Origin of the sequence: Falsiroseomonas algicola, from assembly GCF_011040385.1 — a bacterium.
In the GTDB taxonomy this organism is placed as follows: domain Bacteria; phylum Pseudomonadota; class Alphaproteobacteria; order Acetobacterales; family Acetobacteraceae; genus Falsiroseomonas; species Falsiroseomonas algicola.
Genome location: NZ_JAAIKB010000004.1, coordinates 203292 through 222912, shown reverse-complemented (window position 1 = coordinate 222912; position 19621 = coordinate 203292). Strand labels below are relative to the sequence as shown.

The window sequence follows — 19621 nt, the reverse complement described above, 5'->3', positions numbered from 1 at the left end:
GCACGGCGCTGCCGGCCGGGGTCGTCAGCGGCCCAGCTGAACCTCGATCCGCCACGCCGGGCCCTCCGTGACCGGCAGGGCGGCTTCGTCGAAGCGGGGGGCGCGCATGCCGGGGCGGATGTTGTTGGAGACGCCCCAATCCTCCGTCGGGATGCCGAAGAAGTTGGTGTCCGTGCGGCCATTGCCGTTGGCGTCATGGCTGACGCCGACGGCATAGGTGCCCGGCGCAATGCCGGTGAAGCGGCAGGTGACGCCGGCGGGCCTGGCGGGCAGGGACAGGCGTGCCTGGGCGGCGGCCGGGTCGCCCGGGAAGCCACGTTCCGCACTGAACAGCAGGCAGCCGATCGTGCCATCCGCGGAGCGGATGTTGGTGACGCCGACGACCAGTTCCGCCGCCAGGGAGGGGGTGGCGGAGAGCAGCAGGCAGGCCATCATCAGCAGGCGGCGCATCGGGGGAGGCCTTCGGATTGACAGGGTGCAGTCGGTGGCATGGGTGGCTTGATGCCGTCAACGCCGGGCGGATGGCCTGCGCATGACATCCCGTTACGGGTTGGAGATCCGCGCCGCGACGGCGGCCGATGCGCCGGGGCTGGCGGAACTGCTTGCGGAAGCGGGGCAGGATGCGGCCGGGCGCGTGGTCGCGGCGCGGGTGGAGGCGCTGCGCCAGGGGGCCGGCACGGTGCTGATCGCGCAGGAATGGGGGCCGCCGAGCGGCGTCATCGCGCTGCATTGGTACGCGTCGCTGCTGGAGGACCGGCCCGTGGCGCAGATCACGTTCCTGCTGGTGGGGCAGGACAGCCGGCGGCGCGGCATCGGGCGTCTGCTGGTGAAGGCCGCGTCGCAGGCCGCGCGCAGCGCCGGCTGCGGGGCGCTGGAGATGGCATTGCCGGAGGCGGATGCGACCATGCGCGGCTTCTGCGAGGCCACGGGCTTTGTGGAGGGCGGCGCGCGCTTCACGCGCAGCCTGCGGCGGCAGGGTTGATAGGCGGTTGACGCTGCCGTCGCAGGCCCCGAAGCTTGCCCCGGTTCGATCACCGGAGGCGACATGATGCCGAAGCTCCCGACCACGCTCCGCCGCCTGGCGCTGATGGGCGCGCTGCTGGCACCGCTGCCGGCGGCGGCGCAGACGCTGACCATGGCCGTGCAATCGACCTTCGGCATCGACCCGCATTTCTTCTTCAACGGCCCCAACATGGCGGCCGCGCGGCACATCTACGACACCGTGATCAGCCGCGACGAGAACAGCCGCCAGGTGCCGGGCGCCGTGCAGAGCTGGCGCGCCGTGGAGCCGCAGATCTGGGAGCTGAAGCTGCGCCCGGGCGTGACCTTCCATGACGGCACGCCCTTCACGGCGGAGGACATCGCCTTCTCCATCGCCCGCATCCCCGACGTGCCGGGCAATATCGGGCCCTACACGATCAACCTGCGCACCATCAGCCGGGTGGAGGTGGTGGACCCGCTGACGGTGCGGCTGCACACCAGCGAACCAAATCCCGTGATCCCGGGGCAGATGACGAATGTCTTCATCGTCTCTGCCCGTGCCGCCGCGCAGGCCAGCACGCAGGATTTCAACGCGGGGCGCGCGGCGATCGGCACCGGGCCCTATCGCGTGGTGGGGGGCGGCGTCTCGCCTTCCGGCATGCAGCTGGAACGCTTCCCGGGCTATCACGGCGCGCAGCCGGCCTGGGAGAGGGTGAATGTGCGCGTCGTGTCGAATGACGCGGCGCGGCTGGCGGGGCTGCTGGCCGGCGATTTCGACCTGATCGAGGACGTGCCGCTCGGCGACATCGCGCGGCTGCGGCGCGAGGGCCGGGTGAATATCGCGACGCGGCCGACCGACCGGATCATGTACCTCTCGCTCAACGTGGCGCGGGACCCGCTGCCGCTTGCCGTGGATGGGGCGGGGCAGCCGCTGCCGGTGAACCCGCTATCGGATGTGCGGGTGCGCCAGGCGCTGTCGCTGGCCATCGACCGTACGGCGCTGGTGGAGCGCGTGATGGAAGGCCAGGCCGTGGCGTCCGGCCAGCTGACGCCGGAGGGCTTCGGCGGCTACGACCCGTCGGCGCGCGTGCCGGCGGGCGATCCCGCCGCGGCGCGGCGGCTGCTGGCGGAGGCGGGCTATCCCGATGGCTTCGGCCTGACCATCGCCTGCAGCAATGACCGCTACGTCAATGATGCGCGCATCTGCCAGGCGGTGGGGCAGATGCTGTCCCGCGCGGGTCTCAAGATGACTGTGGACGTCACGCCGAGCACGGTGTTCTTCCCGCGCATCCGGCCGGCGCGCGTGACGCTGCCGATGCATTTCGTCGGGCGCTCCTTCTCCTCCGGCGATGCGTCCTATGTGCTGTCCACGTCGTTCCATACGCGGCAGGCGGATGGCGTGCTGGGCGGCGCCAACCGGTCCGGCTTCAGCGACGCGGCGCTGGATGCGCGCATCCGCGCGGTGATGGTGCGGATGGATGAGGGGCGGGAGGCCGCGCTGCGCGAGATGATGAAGGACGTGGAGGCGATGCATGTCCAGATCCCGCTCTATGTGCAGATGAGCGCGATCGGCACGCGCAGGACCATCACCTACACGCCGCGGATGGATGAGCAGGTGGTGGCCGTGCATGCGCGGCCTGCACGCTGAACGTCGGGGCGACGGATGGCATCCTCGGTCCTGGTGCTCGGCGCCGGCATGGTCGGCGTCTCCGTCGCGCTGCACGTGGCACGGCGCGGGCGCGACGTGGTGCTGGTGGACCGGCAGGACCCCGGTGAGGGCGCTTCCTTCGGCAATGGCGGGCTGATCCAGCGGGAAGCGGTCTTTCCGCACGCCTTCCCGCGCCAGGTGCGGGAGATCCTGCGCATCGCCGGCAACCGCGCCATCGACGCACGCTACCATTGGGGCGCGCTGCCGGGCGTCGCCTCCCCCCTGCTGCAATACTGGTGGCATTCGGAACCCGAGCGCTACGAGGCCGCGGCCTCGGCCCATGCGGCGCTGATCGAGACCTGCCTCGACGAACACCTGGCGCTGGTGCGCGGCACGTCCGCCATGGCGCTGCTGCGGCCGATCGGCTGGATGCGGCTGTATGGCGATGCCGCGGGGTTGGAGGCGGCGCTGCGCCAGGCGGAACGCGCGCGGGCGGAGCATGGCGTGAATTTCGTCGCGCTGGACGGCCAGGGGCTGGCGGCGGCGGAGCCGCATCTGATGGTGGGGCGCGCGGGGGCGATCCATTGGACCGATCCGCTCTCCGTCAGCGATCCGCAGGCGCTGGTGCTGGCATACGCCGCGCGCTTCGCGGAGGCGGGCGGCCGCTTCCTGCATGGCGATGCGACGACGCTGGAACGCGCGGGCGCGGGCTGGCGCGTGCAGACCGTCGAGGGCGCGGTGGAGGCGGCGGAGGTCGTCATCGCGCTCGGCGCCGCGGCCACGAAAGTCACGCGCAAGCTCGGCTATGCGCCGCCGCTCTTCGGCAAGCGGGGCTACCACCGTCATTTCCGCCTGCGCGGCAATGCAGTCCTGCATCGCCCGATCCTCGATACGCCGAGCGGCTTCCTGCTGGCGCCGATGCGCGCCGGCATCCGGCTTACCACGGGCGCGGAGTTTGCCGCGCCGGACGCGCCGCCGACGCCCGTCCAGCTGGAACAGGCGGAGCCCATCGCACGCGGCCTGCTGCCGCTGGCGGAGCGGGTGGAGGACACGCCCTGGATGGGCACGCGCCCCTGCATGCCGGACATGCTGCCGGTGATCGGGGCGCTACCCGGCCAGGAAGGCGCCTGGTGCGCCTTCGGCCATGCGCATCAGGGGCTGACGCTGGGCCCGACCACGGGAAGGCTGCTGGCGGAGATGATGACGGGGGAGGCGCCCTTCATTCCGCCGGAGCCCTATCGGGCGGAGCGTTTCCTCTGATTCAGACCACGCCTTCGTCGCGCATCGCGGCGATGGCGGCCTCGTCATAGCCGAGGCGCCGCAGCCAATCTGCCGTCTGGGCGGAGAGCGCGGGCGCCGGGCCGGCGGGGGCGGGGTTGGCATCGCCGAAGCGGAAGCCGCAGCGCGTCAGGCGCTGGGTGCCCTCGGGCGCTTCGATCTCCGTCACGAAGCCGCGGTCCTGGACATGGGCGTGGTTGATGATGGCGGGCACGCTGAGCACCTGGCCCGCAGGCACGCCGGCGGCGACCAGCAGCGATTCCCAGCTGGCGGCGTCCTTCGCGGCGAGTGCCGATTCAACTTCCACCGTCAGCGCGGCACGATTGGCCTTGCGGGCGTGGCGGTCGCTGAAGCGCGGGTCGGTCAGCAGGTCCGGCCGGCCGATCTGCTCGCAGAGCGCGGCGTATTGCTTGTCCTCATTCGCCGCGATGTTGATCAGGCCATCGCCGGTGCGGAAGGCGCCGGAGGGGGCGGCGCTGAAATTGTCGTTGCCCATCGGCGTCGGCACCACGCCGGCATTGAGGAAGTTGGAGACGATCCACCCCATTGTCGCCAGCGTCGATTCCAGCATGGAGACATCAAGGAAGCGGCCCTGGCCCGTGGCGCGGGCGCCGACCAGCGCGGAGGCGACGGCGAAGGCGGCGGTGAGGCCGCCCACCGTATCGGAGACCGGGAAGCCGACGCGCAGCGGCGCGCTCTCGGCGCTGCCGGTGATGCTCATCACTCCCGCCATGCCCTGGACGATCTGGTCATAGGCCGGGCGCTTGGCCAGCGGCCCGTCCTTGCCGAAGCCGGAAATGGCGCAGAAGACGAGGCTCGGGCGGATCGCAGACAGCGCTTCCCACCCCAGGCCGAGGCGGTCCATCACGCCGGGGCGGAAATTCTCCACCAACACATCGGCCTCCGCGACCAGGCGCTTGAAGACCTCCTTCCCCTTGGGGTGCTTGAGGTCGAGCGTGACGGATTGCTTGCCCGCATTCACTGCGACGAAGGAGGCACCCATGTTGCGCTTCGCAGCCTCCGGATCCGCGCCGAGGCGCCGCGCCAAGTCACCGCGCACGGGCTGCTCGATCTTGATGACCTCGGCGCCCATCAGGGCCAGCTGGTAGGTGGCGAAGGGGCCGGCCAGGACGTTGGTCAGGTCCAGTACGCGAACGCCATGCAGGGGCAGCGTAGTCATTGCGGCTGCACCCCGGCGTCGCGCAGCACCGCTTCCCAGCGCGTCATCTCCGCCTCGACATAGGCGCGGGCCTCGGCGGGGGTATTGGCCACGATGCGCTCCGCGCCGAGTTCCGTGAGGCGCGCGCGGAGCGGGCCATCGCCGAGCAGGGAAGCGACTTCGTCACGCAGGCGGGTGATGATGGGCTCGGGCGTGCCCGTCGGCGCCAGGATGCCCTGCCAGACGCTGAAGGTGGCGGCGGGGAAGCCGGCCTCGCCCACTGTCGGCACCGCCGGCATGACGGCGCTGCGCTGGGCGGAGGAGACGACGAGCGCGCGGGCCTGGCCGCCGGTGGCCAGCGGGAAGGCCGTGGCGCCGGCGTCGTAGAGCATCTCGATCCGCCCCGCGATCAGGTCCTGCGCGGCGGGGGCGCTGCCGCGATAGGGAACTTCCTCCATGCGCAGCCCGGCGGCCTTCAGCAGCAGCAGGCTGACCAGCTGCAGCGCCCCGCCCGTGCCGGTGCTGCCATAGCTGAAGGCACCGGGCTGGGCGCGGACCCGCTCCACGAACTCGGCCAGCGTGCGGGCGGGGGAGCTGTTCGGCACCAGCAGCACCATGGGGCTTTCGGCCACGATGGTGACGGGGGTGAGGTCCTTCGCCGGGTCGTAGTCCAGCCGCGCATAGAGCGCGCGGTTCACGGCATGGCCGGTATTGGTGAAGAGGAAGGTCCCGCCATCCGGCCGGGACTTGGCGACGGCGGAGGCGCCGATATTGCCGCCCGCGCCGGTCCGGTTCTCCACCACCACGCGCTGCGGCAGGCGCTGGGACAGGGCATCGGCGATCAGGCGGGCGATGATGTCCGTGGGTCCGCCCGCGGCGTAGGGCAGTACGAGGCGCACGGGCTGGCTCGGCCAGGTGGCCTGGGCACGGGCCAGGCCCGGCGCCAGGCCGGGGGCGGCGAGCAGGGCCGCCAGCAGGGGGCGGCGGGGCAAGGGGGGCATGGGCGTCTCCTTCGCGTGGGCCGGAGCATCCCCCATGGGGCGGGCGCGGACAATGCGGGGCGGTCGCGCGGGCGGGGGCGCTGTGGCATAGGGGCCGCGAAACCGCACCGGGCCCTCCATGATCCGCCTCGACAACATCAGCAAGCAGAACGGCGTCCAGCTTCTGTTCATCGAAGCCTCCGCCGCGCTGCAACGGGGCGAGAAGATTGGGCTCGTCGGGCCGAATGGCGCGGGCAAGACCACGCTGTTCCGCATGATCACGGGCCAGGAACCGCCGGATGAGGGGCAGGTGCTGGTGGATCGCGGCGTCTCCATCGGCTTCTTCAGCCAGGATGTGGGGGAGATGGCGGGCCGTTCCGCGGTGGCGGAGGTGATGGATGGCGCGGGCGATGTCTCCACCGTGGCGGCGGAGATGCGGGCGCTCGAGGCCGATTTGGCCGATCCCGACAAGGCCGATGAGTTGGATGCGCTGATCGAGCGCTTCGGGGAGGTGCAGGCGCGCTTCGACGACCTCGGCGGCTATGCGCTGGAGGGGAAGGCGCGGGAGGTGCTGGCGGGGCTGAGTTTCAGCCAGGCGATGATGGATGGCGATGTCGGCGCGCTGTCCGGCGGCTGGAAGATGCGGGTCGCCCTGGCCCGCATCCTGCTGATGCGCCCCGACGTGATGCTGCTGGACGAACCGTCCAACCACCTGGATCTGGAGAGCCTCATCTGGCTGGAGAACTTCCTGCGCGGCTATGACGGCGCGCTGCTCATGACCTCCCACGACCGGGAATTCATGAACCGCATCATCAACAAGGTGATCGAGATCGATGGCGGCTCGCTGACCAGCTATTCCGGCAACTACGAATTCTACGAACAGCAGCGCGCCATGGCGGAAAAGCAGCAGCAGGCGCAGTTCGAGCGCCAGCAGGCGATGCTGGCCAAGGAGATCAAGTTCATCGAGCGCTTCAAGGCCCGCGCATCCCACGCGGCCCAGGTGCAGAGCCGCGTCAAGAAGCTCGACAAGATCGAGCGTGTGGAGCCGCCGAAGCGGCGGCAGACCGTGACCTTCGAATTCATGCCGGCGCCGCGGTCGGGCGACGACGTGGTGCAGATCCGCGGCGTGCACAAGCGCTACGGCGACCGCGTGATCTATGACGGGCTGGACCTGCTGCTGCGGCGGCGGGAGCGCTGCTGCGTGCTGGGCGTGAACGGCGCGGGGAAATCGACGCTGCTGAAGCTGGTGACGCAGACGACGGAACCCGATGCCGGCAGCGTCACGATCGGCGGCAGCGTGAAGATGGCCTATTTCGCGCAGCACGCGATGGAATTGCTGGATGGCGACCGCACCGTCTTCCAGTCGCTGGAGGATGAGTTCCCGCGCGCCAACCAGGGGCAGCTGCGGTCGCTGGCGGGCTGCTTCGGCTTCTCCGGCGACGAGGTGGAGAAGCGCGTCCGCGTGCTCTCAGGCGGTGAGAAGGCGCGCCTCGTGATGGCGCGGATGCTGTTCGACCCGCCCAATTTCCTGGTGCTGGACGAGCCGACCAACCACCTCGACATGGCGACGAAGGAGATGCTGATCACGGCGCTGTCGAACTACGAGGGCACGATGCTCTTCGTCAGCCACGACCGGCACTTCCTGGCGGCGCTGTCCAACCGGGTGCTGGAGCTGACGCCGGAGGGGGTGCACCTCTATGGCGGCGGCTATACCGAATACGTGGCGCGGACGGGGCAGGAGGCGCCGGGGCTGCACGCCTGATGCGTTAATGAGACTTGCGCGGTGCCGCGAATCTGGGCCCCATTGGTCCGGACAAATCGCAGGAGCCGCGCTTGCCGCATCGCGTGTTTTCTCGCTGGGTGAAACTCCGCGCATGAGCGCCGCGGCCGGGGTGCGCGGGGCGCATCCGCTGGTGGTCTCGGCGGGGGTGGCGGTGGGCTGCGTGGCGGCCATCGCGGGCCTGGCCGCGCTGCCGGGGGGCGCGACGCTGGCGCAGCAGGTGGTGTCCGGCCTGATGCTGGGCGGCATCTATGTCGCGGTGGCGGTGGCCTTCACGCTCACCATCGGCGTCCTGAATTTTCTCAATTTTACTATCCCCACGATGTTCATGCTGACGGGCATGGTGGCCTGGGGCCTGGCGCGGCATGGGCTGCCCTTCACGGAGGCCTGGCACTGGGCGCTCGCCCTGCCGCCGGGGATCGTGGTGGCGATCCTCGCCTCCCTGGTCGTGGAGCGCTTCACCTTCCGCTACCTCAAGACGCGGCATGGGGATGCGACGGAACATGCGATCCCGCTGGTGTCGTCCCTCGGCTTCCTGCTGATCTTCGAGCACTTGGTGCTGATCGTGCTGGGGTCGGACGCGCAGAGCTTCCCGGTGCGCTTCCGGCTGGACTGGCAGGTGGGCCCGCTGGTGGTGGGGCTGCCGCAGCTGGCCTCGCTGCTGCTGTCGCTCGCGATCGTGTTCTGGCTGTCCTGGCTGCTGGCCCGGACGCGAACGGGGCGTGCCCTGCGGAGCATCGCGGAAAGCCCCGATACCGCGACGCTGCTGGGCGTGGAGGTCACGCGCATCGTGCCGGTGGTGTTCCTGCTGAGCGGGCTGCTCTGCGGCGTCGCCGGTGCGCTGTTTGTCGTGAACTACAGCGATGTCTCCCCCTTCATGGGCGACCATGTCGGCACCAAGGCGATCGCGGCCATGGTGCTGGGGGGGCTGGGATCGATCTGGGGCGCCATCGCGGGTGGGCTGCTGGTGGGGCTGCTGGAGACGCTCGGCATCCACTTCTTCGGCGGCGACGCGGCGCAGGTGGTGGTCTGGACCGTGCTGCTGCTGGCCATCGTGCTGCGGCCGCAGGGGCTGTTCGGCGGTTCGCGCATCGGCAAGGGGAAGCTCTGACATGTCCGGCTACTGGTCCGGCATCCTGGCGATCCTCGCCATCAACATCATCTTCGCCTACGGCATCTTCGTCACCGCGACGGCGGGGCAGCTGAATTTGGGTGGCGCGGGCTTCATGGCGATCGGCGCCTATGGCGCGGCGATGCTCGGCGAACAGCTGGGCTGGACGCCGGCCTTGACCGTGCCGGCGGCGACCTTGCTGACCGCGCTGGTCGGCATCGGCATCGCCTTTCCCGTGCTGCGCACGCGGGGCGTCTACATGGTGCTGGCGACCTTCGCCTTCGCGCAGGTCGTCACCGGCATCATCCTGACGCAGCCGGCGCTCGGCGGTGCGATGGGCCTGGTCGTCACCGAATACGTGGACCTGCCGGTGCTGCTGGGCGTGGCCGCGGCGGTGACGATCGGGGTCTTCTGGCTGACGGCGACCAGGCTCGGCCTGGCGATGCGGGCGCTGCATGATGACGAACTGGTGGCGGTGCTGATGGGGGTGCCGGCGCGGGCCGTGCAGGTGGCGGGCTTCGCCATCGGCGGCGGGCTGGCGGGGCTGGCGGGCGCGCTCTACGCGCATCACTTCTCCTTCGTGGAGGCGCAGTATTTCTCGCCGCTGCTGTCGATCTACGTGCTGCTCTTCGTCCTGATCGGCGGCACGCAGACCGCCTGGGGGCCGCTGGTGGGCGCCTCCTTCTTCACCATCGTGCCGGAGCTGCTGCGCATCGGTGGATCCTGGCGCTACGTCGTCTTCGGCGTGATGATCGTCGCCATGATGATGTTCCGGCCGGAGGGGATGGTCACGCGCACCCTGCTCGCGCGCCTCATGGGAAGGCGGAGGCATGCCGATGCCGGATGAGGCGCTGCTGACGGTCGCCGGCATCGGCAAGGCCTTCGGCGGGCTGCGCGTGGTGGACGACGTCTCCTTCACCGTGCCGCGCGGCGGCAGGCTTGGCCTGATCGGGCCGAATGGCGCGGGGAAGACGACGGTCTTCAACCTGATCTCCGGCGTCTATCCGCTGGATGCGGGGACGATCACGCTGGATGGGAAGGCCATCGGCACGCTGCCGCCACGGGACCGCGTGCTGGCGGGCATGGCGCGGTCCTTCCAGAACATCCGGCTGATGCCGCATCTCTCGGCGGTGGAGAATGTCATGCTCGGCCAGCAGGCGCGCGCCTCGGGTCTCGGCGCGCTGCTGACGCCGATCGGCTGGATGCCCCGGGGCCGTTGGCGGCGGGATGCCGAGGCGCTGCTGGCGGAGGCGGGGCTCGACATCGATCCGGGCGACGTCGTCTCCAGCCTTCCCTACGGCATCCGCAAGAAGATCGAGGTGGTGCGCGCGCTGGCCAGCCGGCCGAAGCTGCTGCTGCTGGACGAACCGGCGGCGGGGCTGAACCCGGCGGAGACGGCGGAGCTGGCGCGCTTCCTGCGGAAGATCGCGGAGGGCGGCACGGCGCTGCTGGTGGTGGAGCACGACATGGGCTTCGTGGACGAGGTCTGCGACCGCGTCGTGGTGCTGAATTTCGGCAAGCGGATCTACGAGGGCAGCATGGCCGGCGCGCGGGCCGATGCGCTGGTGCGGGAGGCCTATCTCGGTGCCGATGCTGCTTGAGATCGAGGGGCTGGAGGTCCGCTACGGCCGCACCCATGCCGTGCGCGGGGTGTCGCTTGGCGTCGCCACGGCGGAGGTGGTGACGGTGCTCGGCGCCAATGGCGCGGGCAAGTCGAGCCTGCTGAAGGCGATCGCCGGCGCGGTGACGCCGGCGGGCGGGCGCATCATCTTCGACGGCGCCGATGTCACGGCGCTGAGCGCGCCGGAGCGCGTGAAGCGCGGCCTGGTGCTGGTGCCGGAGGGGCGGCAGATCCTGGTCAGCCTGACGGTGCATGAGAACCTGCTGATGGGCGCCTATGGGCGCCGGGATGGCGATGTCGCGCGCGACATCGAGGGCATCTATGCCCGCTTCTCCAACCTGGCGGCGCGGCGGGACATGCTGGCCTCCGTGCTCTCGGGCGGTGAACAGCAGATGCTGGCGATCAGCCGCGCGCTGCTGGCACGGCCGCGGCTGATGATGCTGGACGAGCCCTCTCTCGGCCTCTCGCCGCTGCTGGTGGGGCGGCTGTTCGAGCTGGTGCGGGAGCTGAACCGCGACGGGCTCGCGATCCTGCTGGTGGAGCAGAACACGCGGATGGCGCTGCGCACGGCGTCACGGGGCTATGTGATGGAACTCGGCCGCATCGTGCTGGACGGTCCGGCGGACCGGCTGGCCGACAATGAGGCGCTGGCGGCGGCGTATCTCGGATCGCATTGAGGGACGGAGAGACGATGATGATGAAGCGCAGGACCCTTCTCGCCGCCTCGGGCGGCCTTCTCGCCCTGCCCGCGCTGGCGCAGGCGCGGGACATCGTGATCGGGCTCACCATGGTGAAGTCCGGGCCGCTGAAGACGCCGGGGGAGGCGACGGAGACCTGCGTCGACATCGCGGTGGCGGAGATCAACGCCGCCGGCGGCATCAATGGCCGCCGCATCCGGATCGAGAAGTTCGACACCGGCTCCGACCCCCGCCAGGCCGCGACGGCGGCGCAGAAATTCGCGCGTGACGACAATGCGCTGGCGATCATCGGGCCCTTCTCCTCCGGCGAATCGGCGGTGGCGTTTCCGGTCGGCGAACGGCTGGGCATCGTGCAGATTTCCAACTCCGCCTCCCAGCCTGGCCTCACCGGCAATTTCAGCTATGCCTGGCGGCTGACGGAGGATGAGGGCAAGCAGTTCGGGCGGCTGCTGACGTCGCTGACGCGCAAGGGCGTGCCGGCGAGCAAGGCGGAGATCATGTTCATCTCCGATGAGCGCATCTCCAACATCACGGCGACGCAGTTCTATCCGGGCCTGCTGCGTGCGCGGAACATCAGCTTCGGGGAGCCGGTGAGCTTCCAGTACCGCACCTTCGACGTGGCGCCGCAGGTCACGCAGATCCTGCAGCGCGGGCCGGAGGTGGTGGCGCTGGCGGCGACGCCGGATGGCGCGGGCAAGGTGCTGCGCGAATTGCGCCGCCAGGGCTTCACCGGCCGTGTCATCGGCAGCCAGATCTTCGCCGATCCGAACTCTGTCGAGCTCTTCGGACCGGAGGGCGAGGGCATGATCATCGTCGCCGGCTTCTGGTGGGACCGCAACGATGCCACGCGCGCCTTCACCCGCAAATACGCGGAGGAGAATGCGAAGCGCGGCCTGACCAGCAAGCGCATCCCGCACCACAGCGATGCCCAGGCCTATGACATCGTCTACCTGATGAAGCAGGCGGCGGAGCGCGCGCAGGTGACGGGCGAGGCATCGCGCATCGCCGCCGAGCGCACCGCCTTCCGCGACGCGCTGCGCGGCATCCGCTTCACCGGCGTGACGGGCGAGAACACCTGCTTCGACGCGGCGCGCGACGCCGAACTGCCGGGCTTCATCATCGAGATCAAGAACCAGGCCTGGTCGCTCTTCGACAGCTTCCCGGCTGATACCTGCGCATGAGGCGCCTCGCGGTCCTCGGCGGCGCCGGCGGCATCGGGCGCGCGCTGGTGGCGCGCGCGGTGGCGGAGGGATGGCGGGTTTCCGTGCTGGACCTGCCGGCCTCGCTGGAGCGCCACCCGGTGCCGGACGGCGTGCGGGCGATTCCCATCGACGCCACGGATGCGGGCTCGGTGCGCGCGGCCTTCGCGCAGCTGGAAGACGGGCTCGAGGGTTTCGTGAACCTGGCGGGCTTCCTGCTGGGGATGCGGAAGCTGGAGAGCGTCGAGCCTGACTTCTGGGACGAGGTGGTCGCGGGCAATCTCCGCGCCGCCTTCCTGACCGCGCGCGCCGCGCTGCCACTGCTGGCCAAGGGCGACAGCCCCGCGATGGTGCAGATGGTCTCGGGCCTCGCCGCGCATACGCGGCCGGGCTACGGGCCCTATGCCGCCTGCAAGGCCGCGATGGTGTCCATGACCAAGACCATGGCGCTGGAGGCAGCGCCGCTGATCCGGGTGAACGCGGTCGGGCCGGGCGCGGTCGATACCGCCTTCCTGCGCGGCGGCACCGGACGGTCCAGCGAGGATGGGCAGACCAACCTCGACATCGCCGCCTACAGCGCCATGATGCCGCTGAAGCGCATCGCCGTGCCGTCCGATGTGGTGGGGCCGGTGATGTTCCTGCTCGGCGCCGACAGCGCCTACATGACGGGCCAGGTGCTCTGGGTGAATGGCGGGGCCTATATGCCATGAGTGACTGGTCGCTCGACCTCGGCGGCATCGTGCTGCGCGGGGTGGCGGATGAGGATCCCTTCCGGCTGCCGCGGGAGGTGCTGTTCCTGCGCACCGATCCCTCGATCCTGACGCGCGGCGCGGCGCTGGATCCGCTGAGCGTGGAGCCGGAGACGGACAGCCTGCTGCTGCGCATCCAGGTCTTCGTCATCGAGGCCGCCGGCCGCACCTTCGTCGTCGATGGCGGCGTCGGCGACGACAAGGAACGCCCGGCGCGATCCTCCTGGCATCGCCGGAAGACGGATTTTCTCAAGAGACTCGGCGTGGCGCCCGAGGACGTGGACGGGATGCTGTTCACGCATCTGCACGCCGACCATGTCGGCTGGGCGACGCGATGGCAGGAGGGGCGCTGGGTGCCGACGTTCCCGAAGGCGCGCTACGTCGTGGCGGAGCGGGAGTTCACCCATTGGGCGGCGATGGATGCGGTGGCGCCGGTCGGTCATGGCTGCTTCCGCGACAGCGTGCTGCCGGTGGCGGAGGCCGGGCTGATCGACCAGGTGCCGGATGACCATTCGCCCCACCCCGGCATCCGCTTCCGGCCGCTCCCGGGGCATACGCCGGGGCAGGTCGGCATCACGCTGACGGGCACGAAGCGCCAGGTGCTGATCGCGGCCGATGCGGTGCATCACCCGGTGCAGCTGGCGATGCCGGAGATCGTCTCCCGCTTCTGCAGCGATGCGGAGCAGGCGGTGGCGACGCGGCGCGCGCTGCTGGCGGAGGCGGCGGATGACGGACTCTCGCTCGTGCCACACCACGCGCGGGGGCGCGTGGTGTGGGATGTGGTGCGGGAAGGGGACGCCTTCGGCCTTCGCTAGATGTGGTCCTGGTGGTTGGCCAGGTACCATTCCGCGATCTCCTCCCGCGTCGTCCACCAGACATCGGGGAAGGTGCGGGCATAGTCCACGAAGTCACGCAGCGCGCGGATGCGGAAGGGCTGGCCGATGACGTGGGGGTGGAGGCCGATATTCATCAGCCGGCCGCTTGTGGCCCCTTCGCGATACAGCTCGTCGAACTGCTCCTTGAAGACGCCGAAGCCGCCATTCGCATCCTTCCCCTGGCGGAGGAAGACGGTGAAGTCGTTGACCTCCGAGGTGTAGGGGATGGAGACCATCGGCTTCCCGGATTCCGTGTGGATCAGGTAGGGCTGGTCGTCGTTCAGCAGGTCGGTGAAGAAGATCAGCCCTTCCTCCGCCAGGATGTTGGCGGTGTTCGGCGTGGAGCGCAGCGAGCAGGAGAGCCAGCCACGGGCGGGCTTGCCGACCACGTCCTTGTAGACGCGCAGCGTCTCCCGGATGACGTTCCGCTCACCCTCCATGTCGAACTGGTAGTTGGTCAGCAGGTCGGTCTGCACATAGTTGTGGGCGACGATCTCCCAGCCCCGGTCGATCGCGTGCTGCACCACGGGGCGGCGCTCCAGCCCCATCTTGGCGTTCATGGTGCAGCTGGTCGGCACGCCCGCCCGCTCGAAGGTCTCGAACATCCGCCAGACGCCGACGCGCTGGCCGTATTCGCGCCAGGTCCAGTTGGGATTGTCATAGACATTGCCGGGCAGCATGTCCGTGATGATGGAGGGGCCGCCGGGATAGAAGGGCTTGTCGGTGTCCTTCGTCTGGTCCCAGTACTCGAAGTTGGTGGTCAGCAGCATCGCGATGCGTGCGCCGTTGGGCCAGCGGAGCGGCTTGCGGTGGGGCATCGGGACGAAGTCGTAGCGCATCGCGCGGGCTCTCCTGCAGTTGTCCGTACTTCACCACGGGGAATGGCGGCGCGATAGGGATGACGCGGCGCGCGCTGCCATGGCATGGTCGAGGGATGCAGAACGTCGCCCCCTTCGCCTTTCCGCAACGCGTCGGCCTCCTCGTGCCCGGCAGCAACACGACGGTGGAGGCGGAGATGAATCGCGCCGGCCTGCCCGGGGCCAGCTTCCACGCCGCGCGCATGACGCTGCCGCTGGGCCTGACCGGGGAGGAATTGGCGACGAAGCTGCGGGAGAATGCGGCGGTGCCGTTGCAGCATCTCTCCGCCTGCCAGCTCGACCTGGTGATGCTGGGCTGCACCAGCGCGGCGATGGCGCTTGGCCCTGAACGGTCGCTGGGCATGGTCGCCGCGGCGCAGGCGAAGGGCGGGCTGGAGGTCGGCGGGGCGATCGTCGCGGCGCTGCGGGCGCTGCAGCTCGGCCGGATCGCCCTGTTCACGCCCTATCTCGACACGACGAATGCGGCGGTCATCGCCTATCTCGCTGCGGCGGGGATCGAGACGACGGCGTCGCTCGGGCTCGGGCTGAATACGAGCCTGGAGCGCTTCCGCGTGGTGTCGCGCACCGGCAGCGAGGCGCTGGCCGCGCATCTGGAGGGTCTGGACCATGCCGGGGCCGACGGGGTGCTGATCTGCTGCACGGACCTGCCGACCATCGCCGCGCTGCCGGGGCTCGAGGCGCGGATCGGCAAGCCCGTCGTCAGCAGCAACCAGGCGATGCTCTGGGCCATCGCGCGGGCGCTGGGGCAGCGGCCTGACCGGGCAGGCGGGAGGCTTTTCGCCGAGGCCTGAGCCCGGCGGCGGAACCGGCGGGGGCATTCCGGCTTTGAAGGGGGCTGCAACCCCCTTCGCGAGGAGCCGATGCCCGGCCGTTCCCTTTGGATCCTTGGCCTGTTGATGGCGGTCGGCGCCGGCGCGCTGGCGGCCACGCTGGCCACGCCGGCGCCCACCATCACGCCTGCGGCCGCGCCTCGGGCGGCTGACGATGCGGTGGAAGGGCAGAGCGCGGTGGAAGCGGTGCGCCTGCATCTCCGGCGCGCGGGGCTGTCCGATGAGTTGCTGGGGCTCGAGACCCACCGGCAGGATGGCGGGCGGGAGGCCGTCGTGGTGTGTGGCCGAATCGCGAGCCGCCAGGGTGGCGGGCTTGTCGATGTGGTGGCGCGGGTGATGGAATCGCCGCGCAGCAACGCCGCCATGGCCTCCAGCGCCTCCCGCCCCCTGCCGCCCTTCGTGGTGCTGGAGGATGGGCCGGGGCTGAATCGCAACCGGCCTCAGGGAGAGGCCTGGCGGCGGCATTGCCAGGCGGCGACGCAGCAGGCGGTCCAGCCACCGGCGGCCACGCCGATGGTGGAAGTGCCCGCTGCGGTCACGCCGGTTGCCGCCGCCGCGCCCGACGGTGGCGGATGGCAGGTCGTGATGCGTGGCCCCGGCAATATCCGCAGCGGCCCCGGGGGCGGCGCGGCGGTGTTGCGGGTTGCGCCGCGTGGCGCCAGCTTGACCGTGCTGGATCGCGCCGCGGGTGGCTGGCTACAGGTGGATGATGGCGCCGGCGGCGGCTGGGTGCATGGGAGCCTGGTCGAGGTTCCCTGATCGCTCACCAGCGGTGGGTTGCTGCCGCGTGGGTATCCGGCAGCCGCGGGCCGGCGCCGAACAGCTTCTCCCGATAGGTGCCGGGGGCGTAGCCGGTCTTGAAGAGGCCGCGTTCCTGCAGCACGGGCACGACAAGCTCGATGAAGCTCTCCAGGCATTCCGGCATGACGGTGCGGGAGAGGTTGAAGCCGTCCACATCGGCATCCCGCATCCAGCCCTCCAGCGCATCGGCCACCTGGTGCGGATCGCCCACGATGGGGGGCTGGCGGCTGCCGAGGACGGATTGCTCCAGCAGCTTGCGCTTGGTCCAGGCGGGGCCGGCGACCTGCTTCATGGCCTGGACGTTGGACTGGATGGCCTGGGTGGGGCCGGCCTCGATGGGTTCGTCCATCCCATACCTGGCGAAGTCGATGCCGAGGGAGGCGGCGGCATGGGCCAGCGTCGCCTCGGCATTGGCGTGGCTGGCATAGTCGGCCAGCAGCGCGCGGGCTTCCGCTTCCGTGCGGCCCGTCACGATGGTGGCGCCGACGAAGACCTGGATGGGCCGGGGTGCGGCGCGGGCGCGGAGGTCCGCCACCTGCCGCGCCACGATGGCGGGGCTGGTGCCGTTGACGAAGACGCATTCGGCATGGCGGCCGGCGAAGGCGCGGCCGCGGTCACTGGCACCGGCCTGGTAGAGCACGGGGGTCCGTTGCGGCGAGGGTTCGCAGAGATGCACGGCGTCCAGCCGGTACTGCTTGCCCTGGTGGCGGATGCGCCGCACGCGCGCGGGGTCGGTATAGATCCCGCCCGCCCTGTCACGCTTCACCGCATCATCGGCCCAGCTGCCCTCCCACAGCGCATAGACCGCGTCCATGTATTCCTCGGCCAGGTCGTATCGGTCGTCATGCTGCATCTGGGCGTCATGGCCCAGCGCGCGGGCGGCGCTGTCGAGGTAGCCGGTGACGATGTTCCAGCCGATGCGCCCGCCCGTCAGATGGTCCAGCGAGGACATGCGGCGGGCGAAGAGGTAGGGCGCCTCATAGGCCAGGTTGCAAGTGACGCCGAAGCCGAGATGGGTCGTCACCGCGGCCATGGCGGGGATGGTGACGACGGGATCGATGAGTGGCACCTGCACGCCACCGCGCAGCGCCGCATCCGGGCTGCCGCCCAGCACGTCGTAGATGCCGAGCACATCGGCCAGGAACAACCCGTCGAACAGCCCGCGTTCCAGCAGCCGCGCCAGCTCCATCCAGTGCGCCAGGCTGTTGTAGCCGGTGCTGCGATCGCGCGGGTGGGTCCACATCCCCTGCTGAATGTGGCCCGGCGTCGCCATGTCGAAGGCGTTGAGGCGCATCGCGCGGAGCGCGTCGTGGCCCTGTGCGCGGCGCGTCATGCTGATCAGCTCCGGTAGCTGACCGGGTCGTTCTCGATCAGGCGGAGGGAGGCTTCCCAGGCCAGGTTGATGTGCGGGCTGGGCGGGTTCTTCGGCGCGAATTGCTGCGCGGTCTTGAGGCGGACTTCCTCCGGCGGCAGCACCAGCTTCGCACCGCCGGCCAGCGCCGCGACCTGCGCCTGGCAGGCACGCTCCAGGTAGTAGATCTGGTTCCAGGCATCGGGGATGGTCGTGCCGCCGACCAGCAGCCCGTGGTTGCGCAGGATCATCGCCTTGTGCGGGCCGAGATCGGCGACCAGGCGGTCCCGCTCATCGAGGTCCAGCGCAATGCCCTCATAGCCGTGATAGGCGAGGCAGCCGTAGAACTTCAGCGCGTGCTGGCTGATCGGCAGCAGCCCGTGTTCCTGGGCGGAGACGGCGATGCCGGCGGAGGTGTGGGTGTGGATCACGGCCACCAGATCCTCCCGCGCCATGTGGATGGCGGAGTGGATGGTGAAGCCGGCGGCGTTCACATGCAGGCCGCTGCGGCCCTCGGGTTCCAGGATGTTGCCGTCCACGTCGATCTTCACCAGGTCGCTGGCGCGCATCTCGTGGAACATCACGCCATAGCTGTTGATGAGGAAATGGTGCTCCGGCCCCGGGATGCGGGCGCTGATATGGGTGTAGATCAGGTCCGTCATCCGGTGATGCGCGACCAGGCGGTAGAGCGCGGCCAGGTCGCAGCGGATCTTCCATTCCTCCTCGCTGATGCCGGCGGGGATGGGTGAGGGGGCGGCCATGTTCATGGGAGGGGTCTCGCGCTGGGATAGCGGGGAGTGTCCCGCATCGCGGGCGCGGCGGGAAGGGCCAGGAGGTCCGCCGGGGCTGGACGGGGTTCACGATCCGGCCCGACCATGTGCATGAAAGGGGCAACGAAGCCCCGTTGAGGAACGCATCATGGCCCTGAGCCCCGAGACCCGTGACAGACTGCGCCGCGTGAGCACCGCCACCCTGGCCACCGCCCTGTTCAAGCGCGGCTTCCGCACGCAGATGATCCAGGGCCCGCTGCCGCTGCACACGCCGACGGAAAGCATGGTGGGGGAGGCCTTCACCGTCCGCTACATCCCGGCGCGGGAGGACCTCAACACGCTGGAGGCCTTCAAGGACCCGAACCACCCGCAGCGGAAGGCGATCGAGGCCTGCCCGCCAGGCCATGTGCTGGTCTTCGACAGCCGGAAGGACGCCCGCGCGGCCTCCGCCGGCGCCATCCTGGTCGGCCGCCTGAAGGCGCGCGGCGTGGCGGGGGTGGTGACGGATGGCGGCTTCCGTGACAGCGCGGAAATCGCCGCACTCGGCATCCCGGCCTTCCACACCCGGCCCTCGGCACCCACGAACCTGACGCTGAACCACGCCATCGACATCAACGTGCCGATCGGCTGCGGCGATGCGCCGGTGTTTCCGGGGGACGTGCTGGTCGGCGACTGCGACGGCGTCATCGTCATCCCCGCCCACCTGGCGGATGAGATCGCGGCCGAGGCCACCGAGATGACGGCCTATGAGGATTTCGTGGCGGAGAAGGTGGCGGAGGGGCGGACGATCGTCGGGCTCTATCCCGCGACCAATCCGGCCAATCTGGAGGAGTTCAAGGGGTGGCGGGCCGCCAAGGGGCGGTGAAGTCCGTGGGGAAGGCGCTGCCTTCCCCACACCCCATCCGCCAGGCC

Annotated in this window: 19 protein-coding genes and 1 pseudogene; 14 read left to right on the top strand and 6 right to left on the bottom strand. The window is 70.2% G+C overall.

Annotated elements, in window-relative coordinates:
• Positions 1-24: 24 nt before the first annotated feature.
• On the bottom strand, positions 25-450 hold the full coding sequence (locus tag G3576_RS12425) for a DUF2141 domain-containing protein (RefSeq protein ID WP_207622789.1): 426 nt from the start codon (positions 448-450) through the stop codon (positions 25-27).
• An 82-nt stretch (positions 451-532) separates the two neighbouring features.
• Between G3576_RS12425 and G3576_RS12420 the strand changes: the two genes are divergently transcribed.
• The 3 genes from G3576_RS12420 to G3576_RS12410 all read left to right on the top strand — a co-directional run bounded on the left by G3576_RS12420 (position 533) and on the right by G3576_RS12410 (position 3889).
• Positions 533-982: a GNAT family N-acetyltransferase gene (locus G3576_RS12420; RefSeq protein WP_164694716.1), complete on the top strand. Its 450-nt coding sequence runs from the start codon at positions 533-535 to the stop codon at positions 980-982.
• 63 nt (positions 983-1045) lie between these two features.
• The gene (locus G3576_RS12415) at positions 1046-2629 is read left to right on the top strand and encodes an ABC transporter substrate-binding protein (protein ID WP_164694715.1); all 1584 of its coding nucleotides are present in this window, start codon (positions 1046-1048) and stop codon (positions 2627-2629) included.
• Between the two features lie 15 nt (positions 2630-2644).
• On the top strand, positions 2645-3889 hold the full coding sequence (locus G3576_RS12410; protein WP_164694714.1) for an NAD(P)/FAD-dependent oxidoreductase: 1245 nt from the start codon (positions 2645-2647) through the stop codon (positions 3887-3889).
• A gap of 1 nt (position 3890) precedes the next feature.
• Here the strand turns inward: G3576_RS12410 and G3576_RS12405 are convergent, their stop codons facing one another.
• Both G3576_RS12405 and G3576_RS12400 read right to left on the bottom strand, forming a co-directional pair.
• Complete coding sequence (locus G3576_RS12405; RefSeq protein ID WP_164694713.1) at positions 3891-5087, bottom strand: CaiB/BaiF CoA transferase family protein; 1197 nt, start codon at positions 5085-5087, stop codon at positions 3891-3893.
• Positions 5084-6067: a Bug family tripartite tricarboxylate transporter substrate binding protein gene (locus G3576_RS12400; protein WP_164694712.1), complete on the bottom strand. Its 984-nt coding sequence runs from the start codon at positions 6065-6067 to the stop codon at positions 5084-5086. The genes G3576_RS12405 and G3576_RS12400 overlap by 4 nt, the downstream gene beginning before the upstream one ends.
• Positions 6068-6185: 118 nt before the next feature.
• On the opposite strand from G3576_RS12400, the gene G3576_RS12395 reads away from it, so the two are divergent.
• The 8 genes and pseudogenes from G3576_RS12395 to G3576_RS12360 all read left to right on the top strand — a co-directional run bounded on the left by G3576_RS12395 (position 6186) and on the right by G3576_RS12360 (position 14019).
• The gene (locus G3576_RS12395) at positions 6186-7808 is read left to right on the top strand and encodes an ABC-F family ATP-binding cassette domain-containing protein (RefSeq protein WP_164694711.1); all 1623 of its coding nucleotides are present in this window, start codon (positions 6186-6188) and stop codon (positions 7806-7808) included.
• Positions 7809-7920: 112 nt separating this feature from the next.
• A complete protein-coding gene (locus tag G3576_RS12390) occupies positions 7921-8937 on the top strand; it encodes a branched-chain amino acid ABC transporter permease (protein ID WP_164694710.1) in 1017 nt (338 codons plus the stop codon).
• Between the two features lies 1 nt (position 8938).
• A complete protein-coding gene (locus G3576_RS12385) occupies positions 8939-9784 on the top strand; it encodes a branched-chain amino acid ABC transporter permease (RefSeq protein ID WP_164694709.1) in 846 nt (281 codons plus the stop codon).
• The gene (locus G3576_RS12380; RefSeq protein ID WP_164694708.1) at positions 9768-10538 is read left to right on the top strand and encodes an ABC transporter ATP-binding protein; all 771 of its coding nucleotides are present in this window, start codon (positions 9768-9770) and stop codon (positions 10536-10538) included. Before G3576_RS12385 ends, G3576_RS12380 begins: the two co-directional genes overlap by 17 nt.
• Positions 10495-11001 (top strand): annotated as a pseudogene (locus tag G3576_RS12375) (ABC transporter ATP-binding protein); the annotation flags it as partial. The gene G3576_RS12380 and the pseudogene G3576_RS12375, both read left to right, overlap by 44 nt.
• A 254-nt stretch (positions 11002-11255) precedes the next feature.
• On the top strand, positions 11256-12437 hold the full coding sequence (locus G3576_RS12370; RefSeq protein WP_164694707.1) for an ABC transporter substrate-binding protein: 1182 nt from the start codon (positions 11256-11258) through the stop codon (positions 12435-12437).
• Positions 12434-13165: an SDR family NAD(P)-dependent oxidoreductase gene (locus tag G3576_RS12365; RefSeq protein ID WP_164694706.1), complete on the top strand. Its 732-nt coding sequence runs from the start codon at positions 12434-12436 to the stop codon at positions 13163-13165. Before G3576_RS12370 ends, G3576_RS12365 begins: the two co-directional genes overlap by 4 nt.
• Positions 13162-14019: an MBL fold metallo-hydrolase gene (locus G3576_RS12360; RefSeq protein ID WP_164694705.1), complete on the top strand. Its 858-nt coding sequence runs from the start codon at positions 13162-13164 to the stop codon at positions 14017-14019. Before G3576_RS12365 ends, G3576_RS12360 begins: the two co-directional genes overlap by 4 nt.
• On the opposite strand, the gene G3576_RS12355 is transcribed toward G3576_RS12360, so the two are convergent.
• Positions 14016-14918 carry a polysaccharide deacetylase family protein gene (locus tag G3576_RS12355; protein WP_164694704.1) on the bottom strand — a complete coding sequence of 301 codons (903 nt, stop codon included), beginning with the start codon at positions 14916-14918 and terminating at the stop codon, positions 14016-14018. The genes G3576_RS12360 and G3576_RS12355 overlap by 4 nt on opposite strands.
• Before the next feature lie 95 nt (positions 14919-15013).
• On the opposite strand from G3576_RS12355, the gene G3576_RS12350 reads away from it, so the two are divergent.
• Positions 15014-15748 carry a maleate cis-trans isomerase family protein gene (locus tag G3576_RS12350; RefSeq protein ID WP_164694703.1) on the top strand — a complete coding sequence of 245 codons (735 nt, stop codon included), beginning with the start codon at positions 15014-15016 and terminating at the stop codon, positions 15746-15748.
• A gap of 105 nt (positions 15749-15853) precedes the next feature.
• Entirely contained in the window at positions 15854-16546 is a 693-nt protein-coding gene (locus G3576_RS12345; RefSeq protein WP_164694702.1) for an SH3 domain-containing protein, read from the top strand.
• A gap of 4 nt (positions 16547-16550) precedes the next feature.
• On the opposite strand, the gene G3576_RS12340 is transcribed toward G3576_RS12345, so the two are convergent.
• A complete protein-coding gene (locus G3576_RS12340) occupies positions 16551-17921 on the bottom strand; it encodes an LLM class flavin-dependent oxidoreductase (protein WP_164694701.1) in 1371 nt (456 codons plus the stop codon).
• A gap of 5 nt (positions 17922-17926) precedes the next feature.
• Positions 17927-18706, bottom strand: coding sequence for a class II aldolase/adducin family protein (locus G3576_RS12335; RefSeq protein WP_207622788.1), 780 nt, complete (start codon positions 18704-18706; stop codon positions 17927-17929).
• Positions 18707-18857: 151 nt separating this feature from the next.
• Between G3576_RS12335 and G3576_RS12330 the strand changes: the two genes are divergently transcribed.
• Positions 18858-19574: a ribonuclease activity regulator RraA gene (locus G3576_RS12330; protein WP_207622787.1), complete on the top strand. Its 717-nt coding sequence runs from the start codon at positions 18858-18860 to the stop codon at positions 19572-19574.
• Positions 19575-19621: the final 47 nt, after the last annotated feature.